17 protein-coding genes and 8 tRNA genes are annotated in these 18,892 nt (G+C 45.9%); 20 read left to right on the top strand and 5 right to left on the bottom strand.

The window, feature by feature from the left end; all coding sequences use genetic code 11:
• Nucleotides 1–183 precede the first annotated feature (183 nt).
• The 3 genes from MJO46_RS04320 to purM all read right to left on the bottom strand — a co-directional run bounded on the left by MJO46_RS04320 (nt 184) and on the right by purM (nt 2,770).
• Nucleotides 184–930: an HAD-IIA family hydrolase gene (locus MJO46_RS04320; protein WP_198783085.1), complete on the bottom strand. Its 747-nt coding sequence runs from the start codon at nt 928–930 to the stop codon at nt 184–186.
• A 158-nt stretch (nt 931–1,088) separates the two neighbouring features.
• The gene (gene purN, locus MJO46_RS04315; RefSeq protein ID WP_253988262.1) at nt 1,089–1,733 is read right to left on the bottom strand and encodes a phosphoribosylglycinamide formyltransferase; all 645 of its coding nucleotides are present in this window, start codon (nt 1,731–1,733) and stop codon (nt 1,089–1,091) included.
• On the bottom strand, nt 1,733–2,770 hold the full coding sequence (purM, locus tag MJO46_RS04310) for a phosphoribosylformylglycinamidine cyclo-ligase (protein WP_253988261.1): 1,038 nt from the start codon (nt 2,768–2,770) through the stop codon (nt 1,733–1,735). Before purM ends, purN begins: the two co-directional genes overlap by 1 nt.
• A gap of 326 nt (nt 2,771–3,096) precedes the next feature.
• Here purM and upp point away from each other — a divergent pair, with 326 nt between their 5' ends.
• Together upp and MJO46_RS04300 are read left to right on the top strand one after the other, a co-directional pair.
• Complete coding sequence (upp, locus tag MJO46_RS04305; RefSeq protein WP_198783088.1) at nt 3,097–3,723, top strand: uracil phosphoribosyltransferase; 627 nt, start codon at nt 3,097–3,099, stop codon at nt 3,721–3,723.
• A gap of 199 nt (nt 3,724–3,922) precedes the next feature.
• Entirely contained in the window at nt 3,923–4,939 is a 1,017-nt protein-coding gene (locus MJO46_RS04300; protein WP_253988260.1) for a hypothetical protein, read from the top strand.
• Nucleotides 4,940–5,089: 150 nt separating this feature from the next.
• Here the strand turns inward: MJO46_RS04300 and MJO46_RS04295 are convergent, their stop codons facing one another.
• A complete protein-coding gene (locus MJO46_RS04295; protein ID WP_253988259.1) occupies nt 5,090–6,409 on the bottom strand; it encodes a Na+/H+ antiporter family protein in 1,320 nt (439 codons plus the stop codon).
• A gap of 387 nt (nt 6,410–6,796) precedes the next feature.
• Between MJO46_RS04295 and MJO46_RS04290 the strand changes: the two genes are divergently transcribed.
• Together MJO46_RS04290 and MJO46_RS04285 are read left to right on the top strand one after the other, a co-directional pair.
• Nucleotides 6,797–7,402: a peroxiredoxin C gene (locus MJO46_RS04290; RefSeq protein WP_198783091.1), complete on the top strand. Its 606-nt coding sequence runs from the start codon at nt 6,797–6,799 to the stop codon at nt 7,400–7,402.
• Nucleotides 7,403–7,604: 202 nt separating this feature from the next.
• Nucleotides 7,605–7,695, top strand: a tRNA-Ser gene (locus MJO46_RS04285).
• 141 nt (nt 7,696–7,836) lie between these two features.
• Here MJO46_RS04285 and rnt read toward each other — a convergent pair.
• Nucleotides 7,837–8,532 (bottom strand): ribonuclease T, encoded by a 696-nt coding sequence (rnt, locus tag MJO46_RS04280; protein WP_253988258.1) that lies wholly within the window; start codon nt 8,530–8,532, stop codon nt 7,837–7,839.
• A 142-nt stretch (nt 8,533–8,674) separates the two neighbouring features.
• Between rnt and motY the strand changes: the two genes are divergently transcribed.
• The 16 genes from motY (at nt 8,675) to MJO46_RS04200 (ending at nt 18,890) form a co-directional block, all read left to right on the top strand.
• The gene (gene motY / locus MJO46_RS04275) at nt 8,675–9,544 is read left to right on the top strand and encodes a flagellar protein MotY (protein WP_253988257.1); all 870 of its coding nucleotides are present in this window, start codon (nt 8,675–8,677) and stop codon (nt 9,542–9,544) included.
• Nucleotides 9,545–10,317: 773 nt separating this feature from the next.
• The gene (locus MJO46_RS04270) at nt 10,318–12,498 is read left to right on the top strand and encodes a prolyl oligopeptidase family protein (protein ID WP_253988256.1); all 2,181 of its coding nucleotides are present in this window, start codon (nt 10,318–10,320) and stop codon (nt 12,496–12,498) included.
• Nucleotides 12,499–12,668: 170 nt separating this feature from the next.
• Nucleotides 12,669–13,070, top strand: a complete 402-nt coding sequence (ybgC, locus tag MJO46_RS04265) for a tol-pal system-associated acyl-CoA thioesterase (RefSeq protein WP_253988255.1) — start codon at nt 12,669–12,671, stop codon at nt 13,068–13,070.
• Nucleotides 13,060–13,746 carry a protein TolQ gene (gene tolQ, locus MJO46_RS04260; RefSeq protein WP_253988254.1) on the top strand — a complete coding sequence of 229 codons (687 nt, stop codon included), beginning with the start codon at nt 13,060–13,062 and terminating at the stop codon, nt 13,744–13,746. Before ybgC ends, tolQ begins: the two co-directional genes overlap by 11 nt.
• Nucleotides 13,746–14,180 carry a protein TolR gene (tolR, locus tag MJO46_RS04255; RefSeq protein ID WP_253988253.1) on the top strand — a complete coding sequence of 145 codons (435 nt, stop codon included), beginning with the start codon at nt 13,746–13,748 and terminating at the stop codon, nt 14,178–14,180. Before tolQ ends, tolR begins: the two co-directional genes overlap by 1 nt.
• Nucleotides 14,181–15,203: a cell envelope integrity protein TolA gene (gene tolA / locus MJO46_RS04250; protein WP_253988252.1), complete on the top strand. Its 1,023-nt coding sequence runs from the start codon at nt 14,181–14,183 to the stop codon at nt 15,201–15,203.
• A 9-nt stretch (nt 15,204–15,212) separates the two neighbouring features.
• A complete protein-coding gene (tolB, locus tag MJO46_RS04245; protein WP_253988251.1) occupies nt 15,213–16,541 on the top strand; it encodes a Tol-Pal system beta propeller repeat protein TolB in 1,329 nt (442 codons plus the stop codon).
• A gap of 46 nt (nt 16,542–16,587) precedes the next feature.
• Entirely contained in the window at nt 16,588–17,121 is a 534-nt protein-coding gene (pal, locus tag MJO46_RS04240) for a peptidoglycan-associated lipoprotein Pal (protein ID WP_253988250.1), read from the top strand.
• 24 nt (nt 17,122–17,145) lie between these two features.
• Entirely contained in the window at nt 17,146–17,895 is a 750-nt protein-coding gene (gene ybgF / locus MJO46_RS04235) for a tol-pal system protein YbgF (RefSeq protein WP_198783100.1), read from the top strand.
• Between the two features lie 142 nt (nt 17,896–18,037).
• Nucleotides 18,038–18,113 (top strand) — tRNA-Lys (locus tag MJO46_RS04230).
• A 54-nt stretch (nt 18,114–18,167) separates the two neighbouring features.
• Nucleotides 18,168–18,258: transfer RNA gene (locus tag MJO46_RS04225), tRNA-Lys, on the top strand.
• A 37-nt stretch (nt 18,259–18,295) separates the two neighbouring features.
• A tRNA-Lys gene (locus tag MJO46_RS04220) sits at nt 18,296–18,371 on the top strand.
• 37 nt (nt 18,372–18,408) lie between these two features.
• A tRNA-Lys gene (locus tag MJO46_RS04215) sits at nt 18,409–18,484 on the top strand.
• 58 nt (nt 18,485–18,542) lie between these two features.
• Nucleotides 18,543–18,618, top strand: a tRNA-Lys gene (locus MJO46_RS04210).
• 60 nt (nt 18,619–18,678) lie between these two features.
• Nucleotides 18,679–18,754, top strand: a tRNA-Lys gene (locus MJO46_RS04205).
• Between the two features lie 60 nt (nt 18,755–18,814).
• Nucleotides 18,815–18,890: transfer RNA gene (locus MJO46_RS04200), tRNA-Lys, on the top strand.
• The last annotated feature ends 2 nt before the right edge of the window (nt 18,891–18,892 follow it).

Raw genomic sequence — 18,892 nt, 5'->3', positions numbered from 1 at the left:
AATCAGAAGCGAGGCTTATCATGAAGCAAGCCGCTGTGAGTCACAAGGCTGAGCGGCAGGGGAATGTGTTACTTAATGTTGCTTTACCCTATGCAATACGCCTTTGATTTGGCGAATTGCATAGGCACTGTTAGCTAAAATATCTGGTTCGACGCTGGGTTAGATAACTGTAAAGAAAATGGTTTAAACAACGTCTATATCGCCAGCGCAGGCAAACACATGGTTCGGGCGGAAGGGTTCTTTATCGATATCTTCAAGCTTACTCACGCCACTGGTGACTAGAATGGTTTCAAGCCCCGCTTGGAAGCCCGCTAGAATATCGGTGCGCATATTGTCGCCTATGATGACGGTATTTTCAGAGTGGCCATCAATATGATTAAGCGCCGAGCGAATAATCCATGCGCTTGGTTTGCCCACATAGAAAGGTTTTCTACCTGTTATACGTTCAATGGGTGAGCAGAGTGCGCCGCAGGCCGGGCTGTAGGCTGGGCCGTGGGTGTCGGGGTTAGTGGCAATAAAACGCGCGCCGCGGGCGACAAACCCTGCTGCCTTATGGATCATATCCCAGTTGTAGGAGCGGGTTTCGCCGACAATCACAAAGTCGGGGTTGATATCGGTAATGGTAAAACCCGCTTTGTAGAGTTCGTGGGTGAGTGCGCCTTCACCAATCACAAAGGCTTTACTGCCTTCTTGGTGTTTTAAAAAGTCGGCGGTGGCCATGGCGGAGGTGTAAAAGCATTCTTCAGGAATATCAATACCGGCGGCGCTTAAACGGTTTTGCAGATCCTTACCCGTTTGTACCGGGTAGTTGGTGAGGATCACCAGAGGATTGCCTTGTGCCAGAATACGCTGGATAAATTTGTCGCTGCCGGGGATCAGTTTATTGTCGTGCAGTAGTACGCCATCGATATCGCAGATAATATTTTTCATCTAAAGAGTCCCTAATATGCCGAGCAAAAAATCATTTTTCGTTAAGTTATCTAATGCCACATTGCCCCAGAAAACAATGCTTTTGTAGAAAATAGTTAAAAAAATAGAGACCCTAAGGTCTCCATTTGTGATCTTGCTACCATTGCTTTAAAGCGGAACTAATCAGGCGCGTAACCGCTCGGGCCGATAGGATTGCCATCAAGATAGGCTTGGCCGTTTTGCATGTTAAGGCGCTGATGGCTGAACCATTTTACCACCAGAGGATAAATCGCATGTTCTTGCTCATGCACGCGGGCGGCGAGCATTTCTGCCGTATCGTCCTCATAAACGGGGACTTTAGCCTGTAAGATCACTGGGCCTGCATCTAGCGCTGGCGTGACAAAATGCACGCTGGCACCATGTTCACTCTCTTTGGCGTCAATGGCACGTTGATGGGTGTTTAAGCCAGTGTATTTAGGTAACAGTGACGGATGAATGTTGATCATTCGGCCTAGATAATGATTCACAAAATCATCGGTTAGAATGCGCATAAATCCTGCCAGTACGATTAAATCGGGCTGGTACTGTTCAATTACTGTCATTAAACGTGCATCGTATTCAGAGCGAGATTCACCTGGGTGAGCTATCACGCAGCTGGTATCAATTTCGCCGTGGTGGGCGCGCACTAGGCCATAGGCATCGGGTTTATTACTGATGACTCCGACAACTTCGGCCTGCAGATTATCGTCGCAACCGTCGATAATCGCTTGCAGGTTACTGCCATTTCCGGAAATTAATACTACTACACGACAGCGCTGGGGCATTACAGGATCTCCACTTGCTCTTCATTGCCTTCGCGTTCAGCGATAGCACCGATAAGCCAAGCTTGTTCGCCTTCGGCTGCGAGCAGTTCAAGGGCGGCATCGACTTTATCGGCTGGCAGCGCGACTATCATGCCAACACCACAGTTGAAGGTACGGTACATTTCATACTGTGCAATGTTGCCGTTTTCCATTAACCAACTGAAAACGGCGGGCCATTGCCATGAATCACCTTGGATAACGGCTTTGCAGTTTTCAGGCAGTACGCGAGGGATATTTTCCCAGAAGCCGCCGCCAGTAATGTGTGCCATGGCATGGATATCTGATGCTGCGATCAGCTTCAGCAATGATTTAACGTAAATTTTAGTTGGTTCTAACAGATGTTGGATCAATGGCTTGCCATTGAGGTCCTGCTGAGGATCTGCTTGGCTCACTTCTAATACTTTACGGACTAAAGAGTAACCATTTGAATGAGGGCCGCTCGAGGCTAATGCGATAAGTGCATCACCCGCTGCCACTTTGCTACCGTCAATGATGTCGGCTTTTTCAACTACGCCCACGCAGAAACCTGCCAGGTCGTAATCTTCACCTTCGTACATGCCTGGCATTTCAGCGGTTTCACCGCCGATTAACGCACAACCAGATTGGAAACAACCTTCGCCGATACCGTTAACAACAGAGGTCGCAGTTTCAACATCTAGTTTGCCTGTCGCATAGTAATCGAGGAAAAACAGTGGCTCAGCGCCTTGAACGATTAAATCGTTCACACACATAGCAACTAAATCTATGCCGACTGTGTCGTGTTTTTTATAGTCGATGGCTAAACGCAGTTTAGTGCCCACACCGTCGGTGCCAGAGACTAAAACAGGTTGTTTGTATTTAGTGGGGATTTCACACAGGGCGCCAAAACCACCTAAGTTGCCCATAACTTCTGGACGACGGGTACGTTTAACGGCAGCTTTAATGTTACTTACCAGTGCATTACCTGCATCGATATCAACGCCGGCATCTTTATAGCTCAGTGGGGTAGGAGTGCTCACGGAGGATCCTCTCGGGTACATCGTTATTGGATTTTATGCGGCGGTATTCTATCAGCTTGTGCTAGGGGTCGAAAGTCATGATTTGGATTTATCCCAATTGGTATGCGATTTTTGCCTCGAATGAGGGACATTTCAGTTTCAATGCCGTGGGATTGCTCACAAAACAGTTAATAGGTGTGTGTATCTTAAGCAATAGGAAATGAATCTTGGGAGATTGCTCACGATTAGCCCGAATGGCAAAACTTTATGTTTTACCTAATAAACAAATCAACTAGAATCTGAAAAATTTGCCTAAGATAATACGCGAACAAAAGTAGGAGAGAAAAATGAAAGTTGTCGAGGTTAAACATCCCTTAGTGCGTCACAAAATCGGCCTAATGCGTGAAGGTGACATTAGCACTAAACGTTTCCGTGAGCTAGCCGCTGAAGTGGGTAGTTTACTAACCTATGAAGCTACCGCAGATTTCGAAACTGAAACTGTTACGATTGAAGGTTGGAATGGCCCGGTTGAAGTCGACCAAATCAAAGGCAAAAAAGTCACTGTCGTGCCGATTTTACGTGCTGGCCTTGGCATGATGGACGGCGTACTTGAGCATATTCCCAGTGCGCGTATCTCAGTTGTCGGTATTTACCGTGATGAAGAGACCCTAGAGCCAGTCCCTTATTTTGAAAAGTTAGCCAGTGATCTGAATGAGCGTATTGCGCTTGTTGTCGACCCTATGCTCGCAACGGGTGGCTCTATGATTGCCACCGTGGACTTATTGAAGAAACGCGGTTGTACTTCAATCAAAGCCTTAGTGTTAGTGGCTGCGCCTGAGGGAATTAAAGCCCTAGAAGCGGCGCATCCTGATATCGAGTTATACACCGCCGCTATCGATAAATGCTTAAACGAGAAAGGTTATATCCTGCCAGGTCTTGGCGATGCGGGTGATAAAATCTTTGGTACTAAATAACGCTAAAGTGACCGTGAATGCTCGGGTTGAGCATTATTAAACGAGATCTTATTCGAACCTTCAAAAAGCGAGTACTGCGAACGTGGTGCTCGCTTTTTTGTTGCGAAGTCACTAGTGCTGCTAATGGTTAACGATATCGTGCAGTCTGACGCTATCGACCTTGACGGATTAAAAAAGCTCACCGAAAATCAATTGCATAGTGATTTCGTTAATTAACCAACAGTGGTGGATTGATTTGCAAGCTATGGTCAAATGTAAACAGCTGTTTTACAAGATTTTCAATGGCATATTTATCCACTGCGCTTTGATGAGCGCCTGCGTGATGGTTCCGCTGCCAGTAGAAGCAAACACTTTAGTGGAGGCTCGTTTGCAAGAACGAGCCAATGCGGCTTTGGGAGTGATGAGTTTCGCATTGACTCCTGATGTGACAACGGGATCGCTTTCATTGAGTAATGCTCCGGAAAATAATCCAGATCTCGCTATGACCACGCTGGGCGGTGGTGCGACCATGAGTCAAGAATTCCCTATCTATCTTGAAGGGACGATAGGCTACAGTCGCTACGACCCGACTTTTATCGTCAGTGATGGCGAAACCGAAAAACGGCTGCCCACGAAATGGAACAGTATCGCATTGACTGGCGGTATTGGTTGGGATTTTCCCGTCGCTGAGGATTTGAAATTCCGACCAGTATTTAATTTCTCCTTTGGTCGTGTCTCGAGCGACTTGAAGGTTGCCAGCTCTGCAATTGAATTCAAAAGTGGTGATGAACTTGAGTTCCTCGATAACGGTAGCTTGGACGCGTATGGCCTAGGTGGTTCAGCGGTTCTCGATTACGAACACTACCGCCAAGATTATGAAATTGATGTTGAGTTTCGTTACTCTCATATTCAATTAAACAGCTTTGGAGATACTCCTGAAGCCTTACAAGGTAGTGTCAACGCCCAGCTCTTGAGCCTTTGGTCACGCTGGCGTGCACCAACGGGTTTAACACTGCTAGATAAACCCCTGCGCTATGTGCTTGAGGCAGCGCGCACAGAATATCTTGGTGATATGCGCGGTGCATTAGGCTTTAATGCCCTCAATTCACTTGGTGCTGGCCTAGAACTCGACTCCAGCCAATATGGCATTATCATTACCCGAACTCGTTTGGTTGTGCGTTACCAATTTGGTGACCATGTGCAAGGCACCTCAGTCGGGATAGCGGTGAGTTTTTAGCTTAGTGAAGGTCATGTATTTTCCCCAAAAACGGTAAAAAAAAAGCAGAGACATCTTTTGGTTGTCTCTGCTTTTTCTGCAAACTAAGCTTCTTAATATTCAGCGCAACTTAACATCCAGCTCAAACTCCACATTCGAAAGCTATATGATTTACAGCACCATGGCCGCAATCCAGCCAAATACTAACAGTGGAATATTGTAGTGAATAAAGGTGGGGATCACGCTGTCACGAATATGGTCGTGCTGACCATCGGCATTTAAACCTGCAGTGGGGCCTAAGGTGGAATCCGATGCTGGCGAGCCCGCATCACCCAGCGCCGCGGCCGTGCCGACTAAGGCAATCGTGGCCGCTACCGAAAAGCCAAAACTTAATGCCAGTGGTACATAGATAGTCGCAATAATTGGGATCGTCGAGAAAGACGAGCCAATCCCCATAGTGATCAGTAGACCAACCAATAGCATCAAGAAGGCGGCGAGGGCCTTATTATCGCCAATCAATGAACTCAGTGATGATACGAGCGTAGCCACTTCACCGGTTTCTTTGACTACGGCGGCAAAGCCTGCGGCGGAAATCATGATAAAGCCGATATTGGCCATCATACGCACGCCTTGGTTAAAAATATCTTGGTCTGCAACGTGCTTTAAGGCACCCGAGAAACTGAAAATCATAAAGCCGACTAAGGCACCAAAAATCATCGAGTCGGTTTCAAGTTGTACGACTAAAGTGGCTAAGATTGCCAGTGCGGCAATGATGATATTGCGTTTGTTGAGATTTTCTTCGGGCTCAGCAACCAGCACTTTAGCCTCGTCGTAAGTCCGAGGTTTGCGGTAACTGATAAATACCGCTGTGATTAATCCCACAACCATACCCGCAGCAGGGATTAACATGGCTGGCGGAATTTGCTCGCGTGCAGCGGCTAAGCCATTGCTGGTTAAGTTCGACAGCAAAATGTCATTTAAGAAGATACCACCAAACCCAATCGGTAAAATCATGTAGGTGGTGACTAGGCCGAAGGTCAAAACGCAGGCGACTAAACGACGGTCGATGTTCAACTTGGACATTACATGCAAGAGGGGCGGCACTAAAATCGGAATAAAGGCGATATGGATCGGCAGAATGTTCTGGGATGCCATCGACATAACCAGTAGCGATAGCAATAACAACCAGCGCACCCAGTTAGTATTAGTGTTATTCGGCTCTTGTCCAAGGCTGCTGATGATGCTTCTAGATATCAGCGTCGTTAAGCCTGAATGGGATAATGCGACAGCGAAGGCGCCTAAAAGGGCGTAACTGAGCGCAATCTGTGCGCCGCCACCTAAGCCGGTATTGAAGGCATCTATGGTTTGATGCAGATCCATTCCGCCTATCAATCCCGCCACGAGGGCGCTGACGGTGAGGGCGATTACCACATTCACCCTAGCTAAACTGAGTGCTAACATTAAGCACACTGCAATTACGACTGCATTCATTATCAATTTTCTTAATTCTGTAAACCAAAGGCGGTATTTTTGACTGTAAAGACCCTGTATGTCCAGTTTGCAAAAGCCTAATCTGGAAAATATCTGGAAATGTGAACATGCTGGGTTTTGTCTGTTAGTCGAATGTGGCTTGCTTCGCACACGGGATACGCAGATTGCTCTATCCTTAGTCAGGCAAAACGGAAATGCCCTTGAAAAATGTGATATTGGTCTTAAATAGGTTGTAAGGCACAGCACACGACTTATAATGCCTAAAGATTTGATTGGTAAGAACACCTTTTAATCAGTAAGGATTTAACTCGACCTAGGTTGAAAAGACATACTGACTAAAGGGCATCTTGCCTTACACTTAGTTCAACTCATAGATGGAGATATAAAATGAGCGTATTAGTAGGCCGTCAGGCTCCTGATTTTACTGCTGCAGCTGTATTAGGTTCTGGCGAAATCGTAGATAGCTTCAACTTAACTGCCGCGATCAAAGGCAAGCCAGCGGTGGTATTTTTCTATCCACTTGACTTCACTTTCGTTTGCCCATCAGAGTTGATCGCTTTCGATCACCGTATGGAAGAGTTCACTAAGCGTGGTGTGGAAGTGATTGGTGTGTCTATCGACTCTCAATTCACCCACAATGCATGGCGCAACACCCCAGTTGAAAAGGGTGGCATCGGCCAAGTGAAATACACTTTAGTTGCTGACGTTAAACATGACATCTGCAAAGCATACGATGTTGAGCACCCAGAAGCGGGTGTGGCTTTCCGTGGTTCATTCCTGATCGACAAAGAAGGCATGGTTCGTCATCAAGTCGTTAACGATCTGCCATTAGGACGTAACGTCGATGAAATGCTACGTATGATCGACGCACTGCAATTCCACGAAGAGCACGGCGATGTTTGCCCAGCAGGTTGGGAAAAAGGCGACAAAGGCATGAACGCAAGCACTGAAGGTGTTGCGGCTTACCTTTCTGAAAACGCAAGCTCTCTGTAATTAGCGTTAGTTTTTAGAGATAAAAGCTGCCCTCGGGCAGCTTTTTTGTTTTAGGTGGGATTATTTCAGGACTAGACAAGGCCTTTTTTTGAGCGTTTATGCTGAAAATGAAGCGGAGTGAATAGGAAATCGCCAATCAATTCAATATACAACAAATTTAAGTTTACACAGGTATAAGAGATAGCTATTATCTCGCTCGTTCGGAGGGGTGGCAGAGTGGTTTAATGCACCGGTCTTGAAAACCGGCGTGGGTTTATAGCCCACCCAGGGTTCAAATCCCTGCTCCTCCGCCATATTCAGTCAAAAAGCCGCTAATTTATTTAGCGGCTTTTTGCATTTTAGCTATTTGAACCCTTGGGTTCCTCATTCGAATCGCAGCTCCTGTGCCGTATTAAGTCAAAAAGCCGCTAATTGCTTAGCGGCTTTTTGAGGATTTAGGGAGTTGCTTGGCGCGACTCCCCGTTATCTGTTTCAGCCTTATTGTCTTGAGCGTCCTGGGATAGCAGGGGCCAACCACCTAGCACCTTCCAACGATTGACTATGTAGCAAAAGAGCTCCGCAGTGCGTTCGGTATCATATAGGGCGCTGTGAGCTTCCTTATTATCGAAGGGAATGCCTGCCATCATACATGCCTTAGCAAGCACGGTATGGCCAATGGCAAGTCCTGCCAATGTAGCGGTATCGAAGGTGGCAAAGGGATGAAAGGGCGAGCGTTTTAAGTCGCAGCGCTCAATGGCTTTACTCACAAATCCATGATCGAATGCGGCATTATGCGCCACTATGATGCTGCGATGGCAATCAGAGGCTTTTTGAGCTTTTTTTACCGCTTTAAAAATCTCTAAAAACGCTTCTTTTTCACTAACAGCGCCCCGTAATGGGTTGTTAGGGTCGATACCATTGAAGGCCAAGGCTGCGGGTTCTAAATTTGCCCCTTCAAATGGTTCTATATGAAAATGCAAGGTTTTATCTATTCCCAGTACTCCCTCGTCATCCATTTTTAACAGGGTGACGGCTATTTCAAGCAACGCATCGGTTTGAGAGTTGAAGCCCGCGGTTTCGACATCAATCACTACGGGAAAGTAGCCCCGAAATCGGTGTTTCAATTTGTTCGCGTCGCAAATGTCGCTCATTAAAGTACCCAAGAAAATTTACAGGGCGCTATTATGCTTAATGTGCTCGGGTGTGTCATGCTTGATTGGTGGTTTTATGAGCTAAAGGTACTAAAAAGTTTGCCGATAAAGCCATGTAACCGAATAAACATGAGTATAGGCAATGTGGCGAAAACTGATATTAGTATCAATTTTATGCGTTCCAGCAACTGCAATGGCAGAGTTGCGCCACTATGTGGCCTCTTTAGGTGAGTCCCAATGGCGAGTGAGTGAGAACACTCCTATTGTTTGCCGCCTCGAGCACGATATTCCCTCCTATGGTAAAGCGATTTTCACTAGCGAGGCGGGTAAGCAGCTCAATCTGAATTTTACCTTAGATATGTGGGTTAAACCCGATCAGGTCACCAATGCTACTTTACTGAGCCGAGCTCCCAAATGGCGCCCTGGTGTAGTTTCTAAGGAGATTACTTCACTGCGTTATCAAAAATATTTTAATGGTGAAGTGCCTAAACGTGCCGCATGGTCGATGCTGGCGGAGTTGAGTCGGGGTATGGAGCCGACCTTTTACTACGCCGATTGGTATAACGAATCCAATAAAATTGCAGTAGGGCTCTCCGCGGCAAACTTTGGTCGCAAATATGCTGAATTTAAGGCGTGTTTATCCCATTTATTGCCCTATAGCTTTGAAGATATCGCCTTTACTGTGCTGAATTATGACGAAGGTGGCACCGATTTAACGCGTTTTTCTAAGCAGCAGTTAGCTCGAGTTCAAGAATATCTGGCTTACGATCCTGAGGTTGAGTTAGTGCTGGTGGATGCGTATACCGATAGTTATGGCGGTCGCTCCGTAAATCAGAAAGTATCGGATAAGCGGGCGGAATCGGTAAAAGAGTTCTTTGTCGCCAGCGGTATTCCCCAAGAGCGTATCGTTACAGAGGGACACGGTGAGCGTCGTCATGTGGCTTCTAACGATGATATGGAAGAAAGGGCGCTTAACCGCCGTGTGGTAATTCGGATCAGTAAGCCTATGTAGCGCTGGTTTAATTTTTATAATTCAAACTGCTAAGTTGTTTTCAATGCCAAGTCATAGACTTGGCATTGCCATTTCTACATGTGATAGCGCGATCCGTATTGCAGTTAAGCTCAAATTTCATGTTATCAGCGAGCATTAGGATAATGAATTTTTCTTATTTTTCGCGTTTGCGAGCAGGCAGTCGTTAAGCCGTTAAAACAAGTGCAGGGAGGCGAAGGCATAAATATTGATAGAGCTTAGAGTCGATGATTGAGCTAACCAGGGTGAGGTAAGCAGAGGTGTGTTTTAAATGAATAAAAAAAAGCCCGCTTAATCTAAGCGGGCCGCAAAAATAATGCATTTGCAATCAACAAATTGAAGGAAGGAAGTCAAGCATAAGAACCAGAGATGAACTGCCGTGTTGGGAACACACCAGTTTAAAAGTTCTTTGTTTTCCATATCTGCATGCAGATATCTGCTGAAAACGAGCGTATTCTATGGTGAATACTGTGGCAAAACAAACGAGAAAAATTGCCCATAAACATTAGTAATTCTAATGGTTATTAAAGTGATCTATATCACTTAAGTCACTATTAACCTTGATTAATAAGTTATCAGTCATTATTAGTGCATAATAATACACTTCAATAGGCTTATCCTTGCTGCCATTTTGTTAAATTCACTATTCAAGTAAAAAATCGTCATATTAAACTACGTCATTGCCATGGAATTTTTTACTTGTATAGTACTTGCTGAAAAGGCCTTAAGCCCGAAACCACGAGAAGGATTATAAGATGGCATTCAGATTTCGCCTTGCAAAACAAGGTTTGTTAGTGGCCACATTGGGAATGGCACTCGGTGCCTGCCAAAGTGGCAATGCGCCAGAAGATGCAGCGCAGCAAGTCAGCGCCAATAAATGGGTTTACCCCGAGACGAGAAAAGACGACTTAGTTGAAACTATTCATGGCGTGGCGGTGGCGGATCCTTACCGTCACCTCGAGGAAAACACCCCAGAAACGGAAAGTTGGGTCAAAGAGCAGCAAGCCTTTGGTCAAGCGTATTTGGCGAAAATCCCCAATAAGCAAGCTGTGGTTGACCGTATCACCGAGCTGTGGAACTACGAGAAAATTTCTGCCCCCTTCGAGAATGGCGATAATCAGTTTTACTATCGCAATGATGGCTTACAAGCGCAATCGGTACTCTATGTAAAAGGCAAGGATGGCATTGAGAAACCCGTCTTGGACCCCAATACCTTATCTGCCGATGGTACAGTGGCGCTTTCTGGCGTATCGGTTAGTAATGACGGTAAGATTTTAGCTTACGGAGTTTCTAATTCGGGCTCTGATTGGCAGCAATGGCAGTTTATCGATATTGCGACGGGAAAGAGGCTTGGCGATGAACTGAAATGGATTAAGTTCTCCAGTGCGGTATGGGATAAAGAAAACCAAGGTGTGTTTTATACCCGTTATGATGCTCCTGCCGGTGGGGATGTTTTAGCCGATGTCAATTTCAATCAAAAAGTGTATTACCATAAATTAGGCACAGATCAACGCCAAGATTTATTGATTTATGAGCGCCCACAGAATAAAGATTGGGGCTTTGGTATTGATGTCTCCGAGAAGGGTGAATATTTATTATTATCGATTTCTCAAGGTACAGATAAGCGTAATCGTTTCTTCTATAAATCTTTATTTGAGCCTAAATCGCAAGTGGTGGAATTGATCCTCAACTTAGAGGCTGAATATGAGTTTTTAGGTAACGATGGTGCGGTTTTCTATTTTAAAACTGATTTAGAGGCGCCAAACGGTAAAGTGATTGCCATTGATACTCGCAATAGCGATAAATCCCAATGGCAAACCATTATTCCCGAGTCTAAAGATCCGATTAATAATGTTGCCATGATTAATGATCATTTAGTCGTGAGTTATTTACACGATGTATTGGGGCAATTATCGATTTTTAGTATGGGCGGGCAGAAGCGCCAAGACGTCGCATTACCAGGTTTAGGCAATGTGGCCGGGCCCTTTGGTAAGGCGAGTAAAGACTATTTCTACTATGTCTTTAACAGCTATATTCAACCCGAAACGACCTATAAGTTTGACTTTAAGACTTCAGAGTCAACGGTGTTTGCTAAACCTCAGGTGTCCTTCAACCCCGATGATTATGTATCTGAGCAAGTGTTCTATACCAGCAAAGACGGTACGCGCGTGCCTATGATGCTGTCCTATAAAAAGGGTTTAGTTAAAAATGGTCAAAACCCAACGCTGTTATATGCCTATGGCGGCTTTGCGATTTCGATGACACCCCGCTTTAGCCCTGCCAACATTGCATGGTTAGATATGGGGGGCATTTATGCCGTACCTAGCCTTCGTGGTGGCGCTGATTACGGTGAAAGCTGGCACCAAGCGGGGATGTTCGACAAAAAACAAAATGTGTTCGATGACTATTTTGCCGCAGCCGAATATCTAGTGAATGAAAAATACACCAACAGCACTAAACTTGGCGCCTATGGTCGTAGTAACGGTGGTTTGCTGATGGGGGCTGCATTGACGCAACGTCCTGAACTGTTTGCCGCCGTATTACCTGCGGTCGGTGTGCTCGATATGCTGCGTTTCCACAAGTTTACTATTGGCTGGGCTTGGACCAGCGAATACGGCAGTGCCGATAAGGCGGAACAATTCCCTGCATTGCTGGCCTATTCGCCTTACCACAATGTCAAAGCACAGGCTTATCCTGCGACTATGGTGATGACCGCCGATCACGATGATCGCGTAGTGCCACTGCACAGTTTTAAGTTTGCCGCTATGATGCAAGAAAAGCAGCAGGGCGCTGAACCTGTGATCATGCGTATTGAATCTAATGCTGGTCATGGCGCTGGGAAGCCGACGGCGATGAAGATCGATGAATTTGCCGATATCTACAGTTTCCTCTGGCAAAGCTTTGGCCTCACATTGCCGCAAAGCCTCGCAAAATAGCGAACTATGTTAATGAAATGGGGTCGTTAGGCCCCATTGTTATTTACAAATCCCTCAATTGCGCGCAAACCCGTGCTATCCCTATCTATATCTTCGTTGGGTCATTCACAAGTCTTGTTTCCCTAGGTATAGTAAGCGTCAATTTTTCAACCAAAATTTGCTTATTCCAAATGACGTTTTATTGGCCCATTTCTGTCTATTACGAAGATACCGACGCTGGCGGTGTTGTCTACCATTCGAACTACCTCAACTTTTTCGAGCGTGCGCGAACCGAATGGTTAAAGGCACTAGGCGTAAATCAGACAGCACTGTTAGCCAATGATACTGCGTTTGTTGTTAAGCGGGCGGAACTCGATTTTAGAAAAGCCGCGCGTTTTGAACAGAACCTTATTGTAGAAACTAAGGTCATAGAGTTGAAAAAGGCCTCGTTGGTATTTCATCAACGTTTGGTTGATCATCAGGGAGACTGTTATTGTGAAGGCACAGTGCTGGTGGCCTGTGTTGCTTTATCACGTATGCGTCCCCGAGCTATTCCCTTAAATATTGTGCAGGAGTTTGACAGTGCAAGCTGATATGTCGATTGTTGGGTTATTTTTACAAGCCAGTTTATTAGTGAAATTTGTGATGTTCACTTTACTTTGCTTGTCGGTGATGTCTTGGACGGTGATTTTACAACGCCGTAGTTTATTGACATCCGCAAAAAGTAAATCGGCAAAATTTGAAGATAAATTTTGGTCAGGTGTTGATTTAAACCGCCTATATAAAGAATTATCGGCTCGTCCAGATAATACGGGCTTAGAATCATTATTTGTCACCGGTTTTAAAGAATATTCACGTCTGAATAAATTAAATAGCAAAGTACCCGATGCCGTGATGGATGGGACATCACGGGCGATGCGCGTGACCTTATCCCGCGAATTAGAAAAGTTAGAGGCCAACTTACCCTTATTAGCGACCATAGGTTCAACTAGCCCTTACATAGGTTTATTTGGTACGGTATGGGGGATTATGAACTCATTTATCGCTATCGGTTCGATGGAAAACGCGACCTTAGCTATGGTTGCCCCCGGTATTGCTGAAGCTTTGATTGCAACGGCTATGGGTCTGTTTGCTGCAATCCCAGCTGTTATCGCCTACAACCGTTTCTCGACTCAGGTTGATAAATTGGAAATGGCCTACGCCAACTTTATGGAAGAGTTCTCCAGCATTTTACATCGCCAAGCGTACAGCGAGAAGGAAGGGGTATAATGCAACCAGCTTATCAGCGCAAACGTCGTCGCCCCGTTGCCGAAATCAACGTGGTGCCCTATATCGACGTCATGCTAGTGCTGCTCATTATTTTTATGGTAACAGCGCCGATAGTCACCCAAGGGGTCAAAGTAGAATTGCCCCAAGGGGCTGCAGAGGTATTACCCTCGGACAGTAAACCGCCTGTGGTGGCATCCATTGATGGTGACGGTACTTATTACCTCAATAAAGGCGGTTCGACCAATACAGAAATGGATTTGGAAGAGTTGGCGACTGAAGTAGCTGCGATCATAGTGACTGAACCAGAGCGCCCTGTCGTAGTGAAGGCCGATAGAAATATTCCCTACGATAAAGTGATCCAGTTAATGGTGACTTTGCAAGGCGCTGGTGTGCCATCAGTCGGTTTGATGACGGATTCACCCAAGGAGAAATAGGTGGCGGATAATTCAAATCTTGCATTACCTCTGTCAATTTCAGCAGGTATTCATATTGGCGTGATAATTATTCTGGCCATTGGCATAGATTTCACCCATAAACCTGTGCAAGTGCAACAAGTTAGCGCTCCGGCAGTTCAAGCTGTTATGGTTGACCAACAGAAAGTGGCTAACCATGTGGAAAAACTGAAGCAGGAAAAACGCGAGACAGAGCGGCGCGAGCGCGAACGACAAGCAGAGCTTGAGCGTAAAGCGCAGGAGGCAAAGCAAGCTCGTGAGCGTGAACAAGCTCAGATTAAAAAACTAGAGCAAGAACGCAAACAGCAGGAAATTGAAACCCAAAAGGCAAATGAGGCCGCTAAAGTCGCGCAGGTGAAGCAGCAGCAGGAAAAGGAAAAAGCGCAAAAGGCAGAAGCCGACCGCAAGCTGAAGGAACAAGAGCGTAAAGTAGCTGAAGAAGCAGCGCAAAAAGCGGCTGAAAAGCGTAAAGCTGAAGAAGCGGCAGTAGCCAAAGCGGAAACCGAGCGTAAGCAGAAGGAAGCCGAAGCTAAGGCAAAAGCAGAGGCAGAAGCTAAGGCCAAAGCGGAGGCAAAAGCCAAGGCCGATGCAGAAGCGAAAGCAAAAGCCGCAGCTAAGGCAAAAGCGGATGCGGAAGCTAAAGCCCGCGCCCAGCAGGAACAGGAAATGGCCGATGCGTTAGCGGCAGAGCAGGCCGCTTTATCGCAAACCATGAATAAGCAAATGCAAAGCGAAGTAGGCAAATATACCGCCATGATTAAATCAACGATTCAGCGTAACTTAGTTGTAGATGAGTCGATGCGTGGTAAAAGCTGTAAAGTGTCAGTGCGTTTAGCTAACGACGGTTTTGTGATCAGCAGTCAAACGCAAGGTGGCGATCCTAATGTTTGCCGTGCGACCAAAGCGGCGATTCAAAAGGCAGGTAAGTTGCCTGTTTCTCCGGATCCTGCGGTTTATAACTTGATGAAAGAAATTAACTTAATCGTTGAACCAACGTTTAATTAAAGGAGTCCCATGAAAATTTTGGCAAAATGGTTAACATTGGTGGTACTGCTTTGTACCACCCCAGCAAAAGCAGCATTGGATATAGTGATCACCGAGGGTGTGGATGCGGCGCGTCCGATTGCCGTGATGCCTTTCGTATGGCAAGGCGCTGGCGCACCACCACAGGCGATTGCCGATGTTGTGATGTCAGATCTTGTGCGTAGCGGTACGTTTAAACCTTTAGATGAGTTAGGTTTTCCCCAACGTAATATCGGTACATTGGCTCAGTTCCAAGCGAATGCTTGGTCTAGCGTAGGAGCCGAAGCGTTGGTTTTAGGGTCTGTTAAACCCTATGGCACCGATCAGTTCCTTGTTAGCTTCGCTTTAATCGACTTAGTTAAAGCACAAAACCAAGCTCTGAAGGGGCCAGTGAGTGCAACTGAGTTTTTGATGGACAGTCGTCAAACTGTGATCTCTGCGGCTCAATTTCGCCAATATGGGCATAGAATTAGCGATATCGTCTATGAAAAGTTGACGGGTATTCGTGGCGCATTTTTAACTCGAATCTCCTATGTTGTAGTCAATCATACGCAGAAAGCACCGTATCAGTTGATGATTGCCGATTATGATGGTTATAACGAGCAGATGTTACTCCGCTCACCCGAGCCGCTAATGTCTCCGACTTGGTCACCCGATGGCCGTCGTTTAGCCTATGTGAGTTTTGAGAACAAGAAAGCGGAGATCTTCGTTCAGGATCTATACACTCAAGTACGTACTAAAGTGAGCAGTTTCCCTGGCATCAACGGCGCACCAGCGTTTTCCCCCGATGGGAAGTCACTGGCGGTGACGTTATCCAAGGATGGTCAACCTGAGATCTACGTGATAGATATTGCGACTAAAGCCATCAAACGCATAACTAACCACTATGCCATTGATACTGAGCCATCTTGGTTTCCTGATGGTAAATCCTTGTTATTTACCTCTGAGCGCGGTGGTAAACCCCAGTTATATCGCGTAGATTTAAATTCAGGCAAAGTCACCCGTGAAACCTTTGAAGGTGAATGGAATTTGGGCGGTTCAATCACCCCTGATGGACGTAGCATGATTTTCGTCAATCGCACAAATGGTAAATTTAATATTGCGCGTATGGATCTGAATACGCGTTTTATGCAGGTGCTAACATCAACACGCTTGGATGAATCTCCCAGCGTGGCCCCTAATGGTACTATGGTGATTTATGGCACTACGTACCAAGGCAAGCAAGTTTTAGCAGCTGTTTCTACGGACGGACGTTTTAAAGCCAGATTACCGGCAGGCCAAGGTGAGGTGAAATCACCTTCTTGGTCTCCGTTTCTCTAATGTATTACCTTGATTTATTAACATTTAATTTTATAAGGAACACGTAATGGATCTGAACAAGTTGTTAAAAGCTATGTTGGTAGCACTTCCAATTATGGCTATTAGTGCATGTAGCTCAACTTCTGAATCAGAAACTGATGCAATGGGCTCAACAAACGGTTCTGGTAGCGAACTGAATGGTGGCGTTCAAACCGGTGGTGTTGGCGGTATGTTGTCACCAGAAGAGCAACAACGTCAGCAATTGGAAGAGTTGAGAAAAGAGCACATCATTTACTTCGACTTTGACCGCAGTGAAGTTCAAACCGAATTCGCCGCTGTATTAGAAGCCCACGGTACTTACTTAGTTGAACACCCAAGTGTGCGTGTGCTGATTGAAGGCCACGCCGATGAACGTGGTACACCAGAGTACAACATTGCACTAGGTGAGCGTCGTGCTAAAGCTGTGGCTAAATACCTTCAGGGTATGGGTGTACAACTAAGCCAAATGAGCATCGTGAGCTATGGTGAAGAGAAGCCACTAGACTTCTCTCGCACTGATGAAGGTTTTGGTAAAAACCGTCGCGCAGTTTTAGTTTACTAAGATTGAATTACGGAGAGTAACACCATGAAACGTGCCGTCTTAATTACGGCAATGTTCTTCGGCGCAGGAGCTGCAGTTGCAGCTCCTGCTCCTGTTGAAGACCTTGCTGGTGGTTCAGGTGATGACAGACTCGCTCGTTTAGAGCGCATAGTGAAATCGAGACAACAAAGCGAACTTGATATGCAGCGTCGTCTGGATACTCTGCAGCAGGAAGTTCTTGATTTACGTGGTTTAACCGAACAACAAAATTACCAAATAGAGCAGATGCAGCAACGCCAGCGTCAGCTTTACGATGAAATTGCCAATTTATCTTCTAAAGCTGCCACACCAGCCGCTGCAACCCCGACAACACCAGCTGCTGTTGCAGCTACCGCTAATGCGGCGGCAAGTAGCTTAAGTGAAACGGCAAGCTATGAGGGGGCCGTCAACCTAGTGTTGAAGGAGCGTAAATATGATGATGCTATTCCAGCATTTCGTGCCTTCATCAAGCAATATCCCGATTCAGTCTATGCGGCAAATGCTAACTACTGGTTAGGACAACTACTATTTAATAAGAGTGAATTTGCGGAAGCGAAGCAAGCCTTTAATACTGTGGTGGTGCGTTTTAGCGATTCAAATAAACGTGGCGACAGTTTAGTGAAGCTTGGCATGATCGCCGAGAAAACGGGCGACAAAGCGGGTGCAACCCAATACTACCAACAAGTCGTGAAAGACTACGCAAACAGCGCAGCGGCACGGATCGCACAGCAGCAATTAGCCGCAATGAAAGCCTAATTAACTAAAAAACATACTCTTAGTCTGTTTTTCATGCAAACGACAAAAAATTGGGAATTTGCGCTTGCATGGGAAGATGAAAAAGGTATTATAGGCGCCCTCAGAGCGGCAAGGTCGTTCGGGGCGCAAAATACCAGTAAATGGGTCGTTAGCTCAGTCGGTAGAGCAGTTGGCTTTTAACCAATTGGTCGAAGGTTCGAATCCTTCACGACCCACCACTTACTCTAGTAAATAGAATAAGTTAGCGGTATTTGAAGTGTAGTCAATTAGTTGGGTCGTTAGCTCAGTCGCTTATTTTATAAAGCAAGGGCAGTAGGCTTTTAACCAATCAGTCGAATGGTTTTAATGCTTCACGATTCACCACTTTACTGAAAGTGCATAAATCAGCGCAACACCAGATGGGTCGTTAGCTCAGTCGGTAGAGCAGTTGGCTTTTAACCAATTGGTCGAAGGTTCGAATCCTTCACGACCCACCACTTTACTGAAAGTGCATAAATCAGCGCAACACCAGATGGGTCGTTAGCTCAGTCGGTAGAGCAGTTGGCTTTTAACCAATTGGTCGAAGGTTCGAATCCTTCACGACCCACCACTTATCAACGAGTTAAGCCGTTCGATAAGTAAAATTTTGAACATCGCAGTACCTTAATGGGTCGTTAGCTCAGTCGGTAGAGCAGTTGGCTTTTAACCAATTGGTCGAAGGTTCGAATCCTTCACGACCCACCACTTATTATCAACATTACAAATGCCAAATAATAAGTGAACAGTTTATCGCAATACCTAGATGGGTCGTTAGCTCAGTCGGTAGAGCAGTTGGCTTTTAACCAATTGGTCGAAGGTTCGAATCCTTCACGACCCACCACTTATTATCAGCATTACAAATGCCAAATAATAAGTGAACAGTTTATCGCAATACCTAGATGGGTCGTTAGCTCAGTCGGTAGAGCAGTTGGCTTTTAACCAATTGGTCGAAGGTTCGAATCCTTCACGACCCACCACT

Source organism: Shewanella sp. KJ2020 (assembly GCF_024197625.1).
In the GTDB taxonomy this organism is placed as follows: Bacteria; Pseudomonadota; Gammaproteobacteria; order Enterobacterales; family Shewanellaceae; genus Shewanella.
Note: the sequence above shows the minus strand (reverse complement) of the source record. Positions and strands in the feature narration are given on the sequence as shown.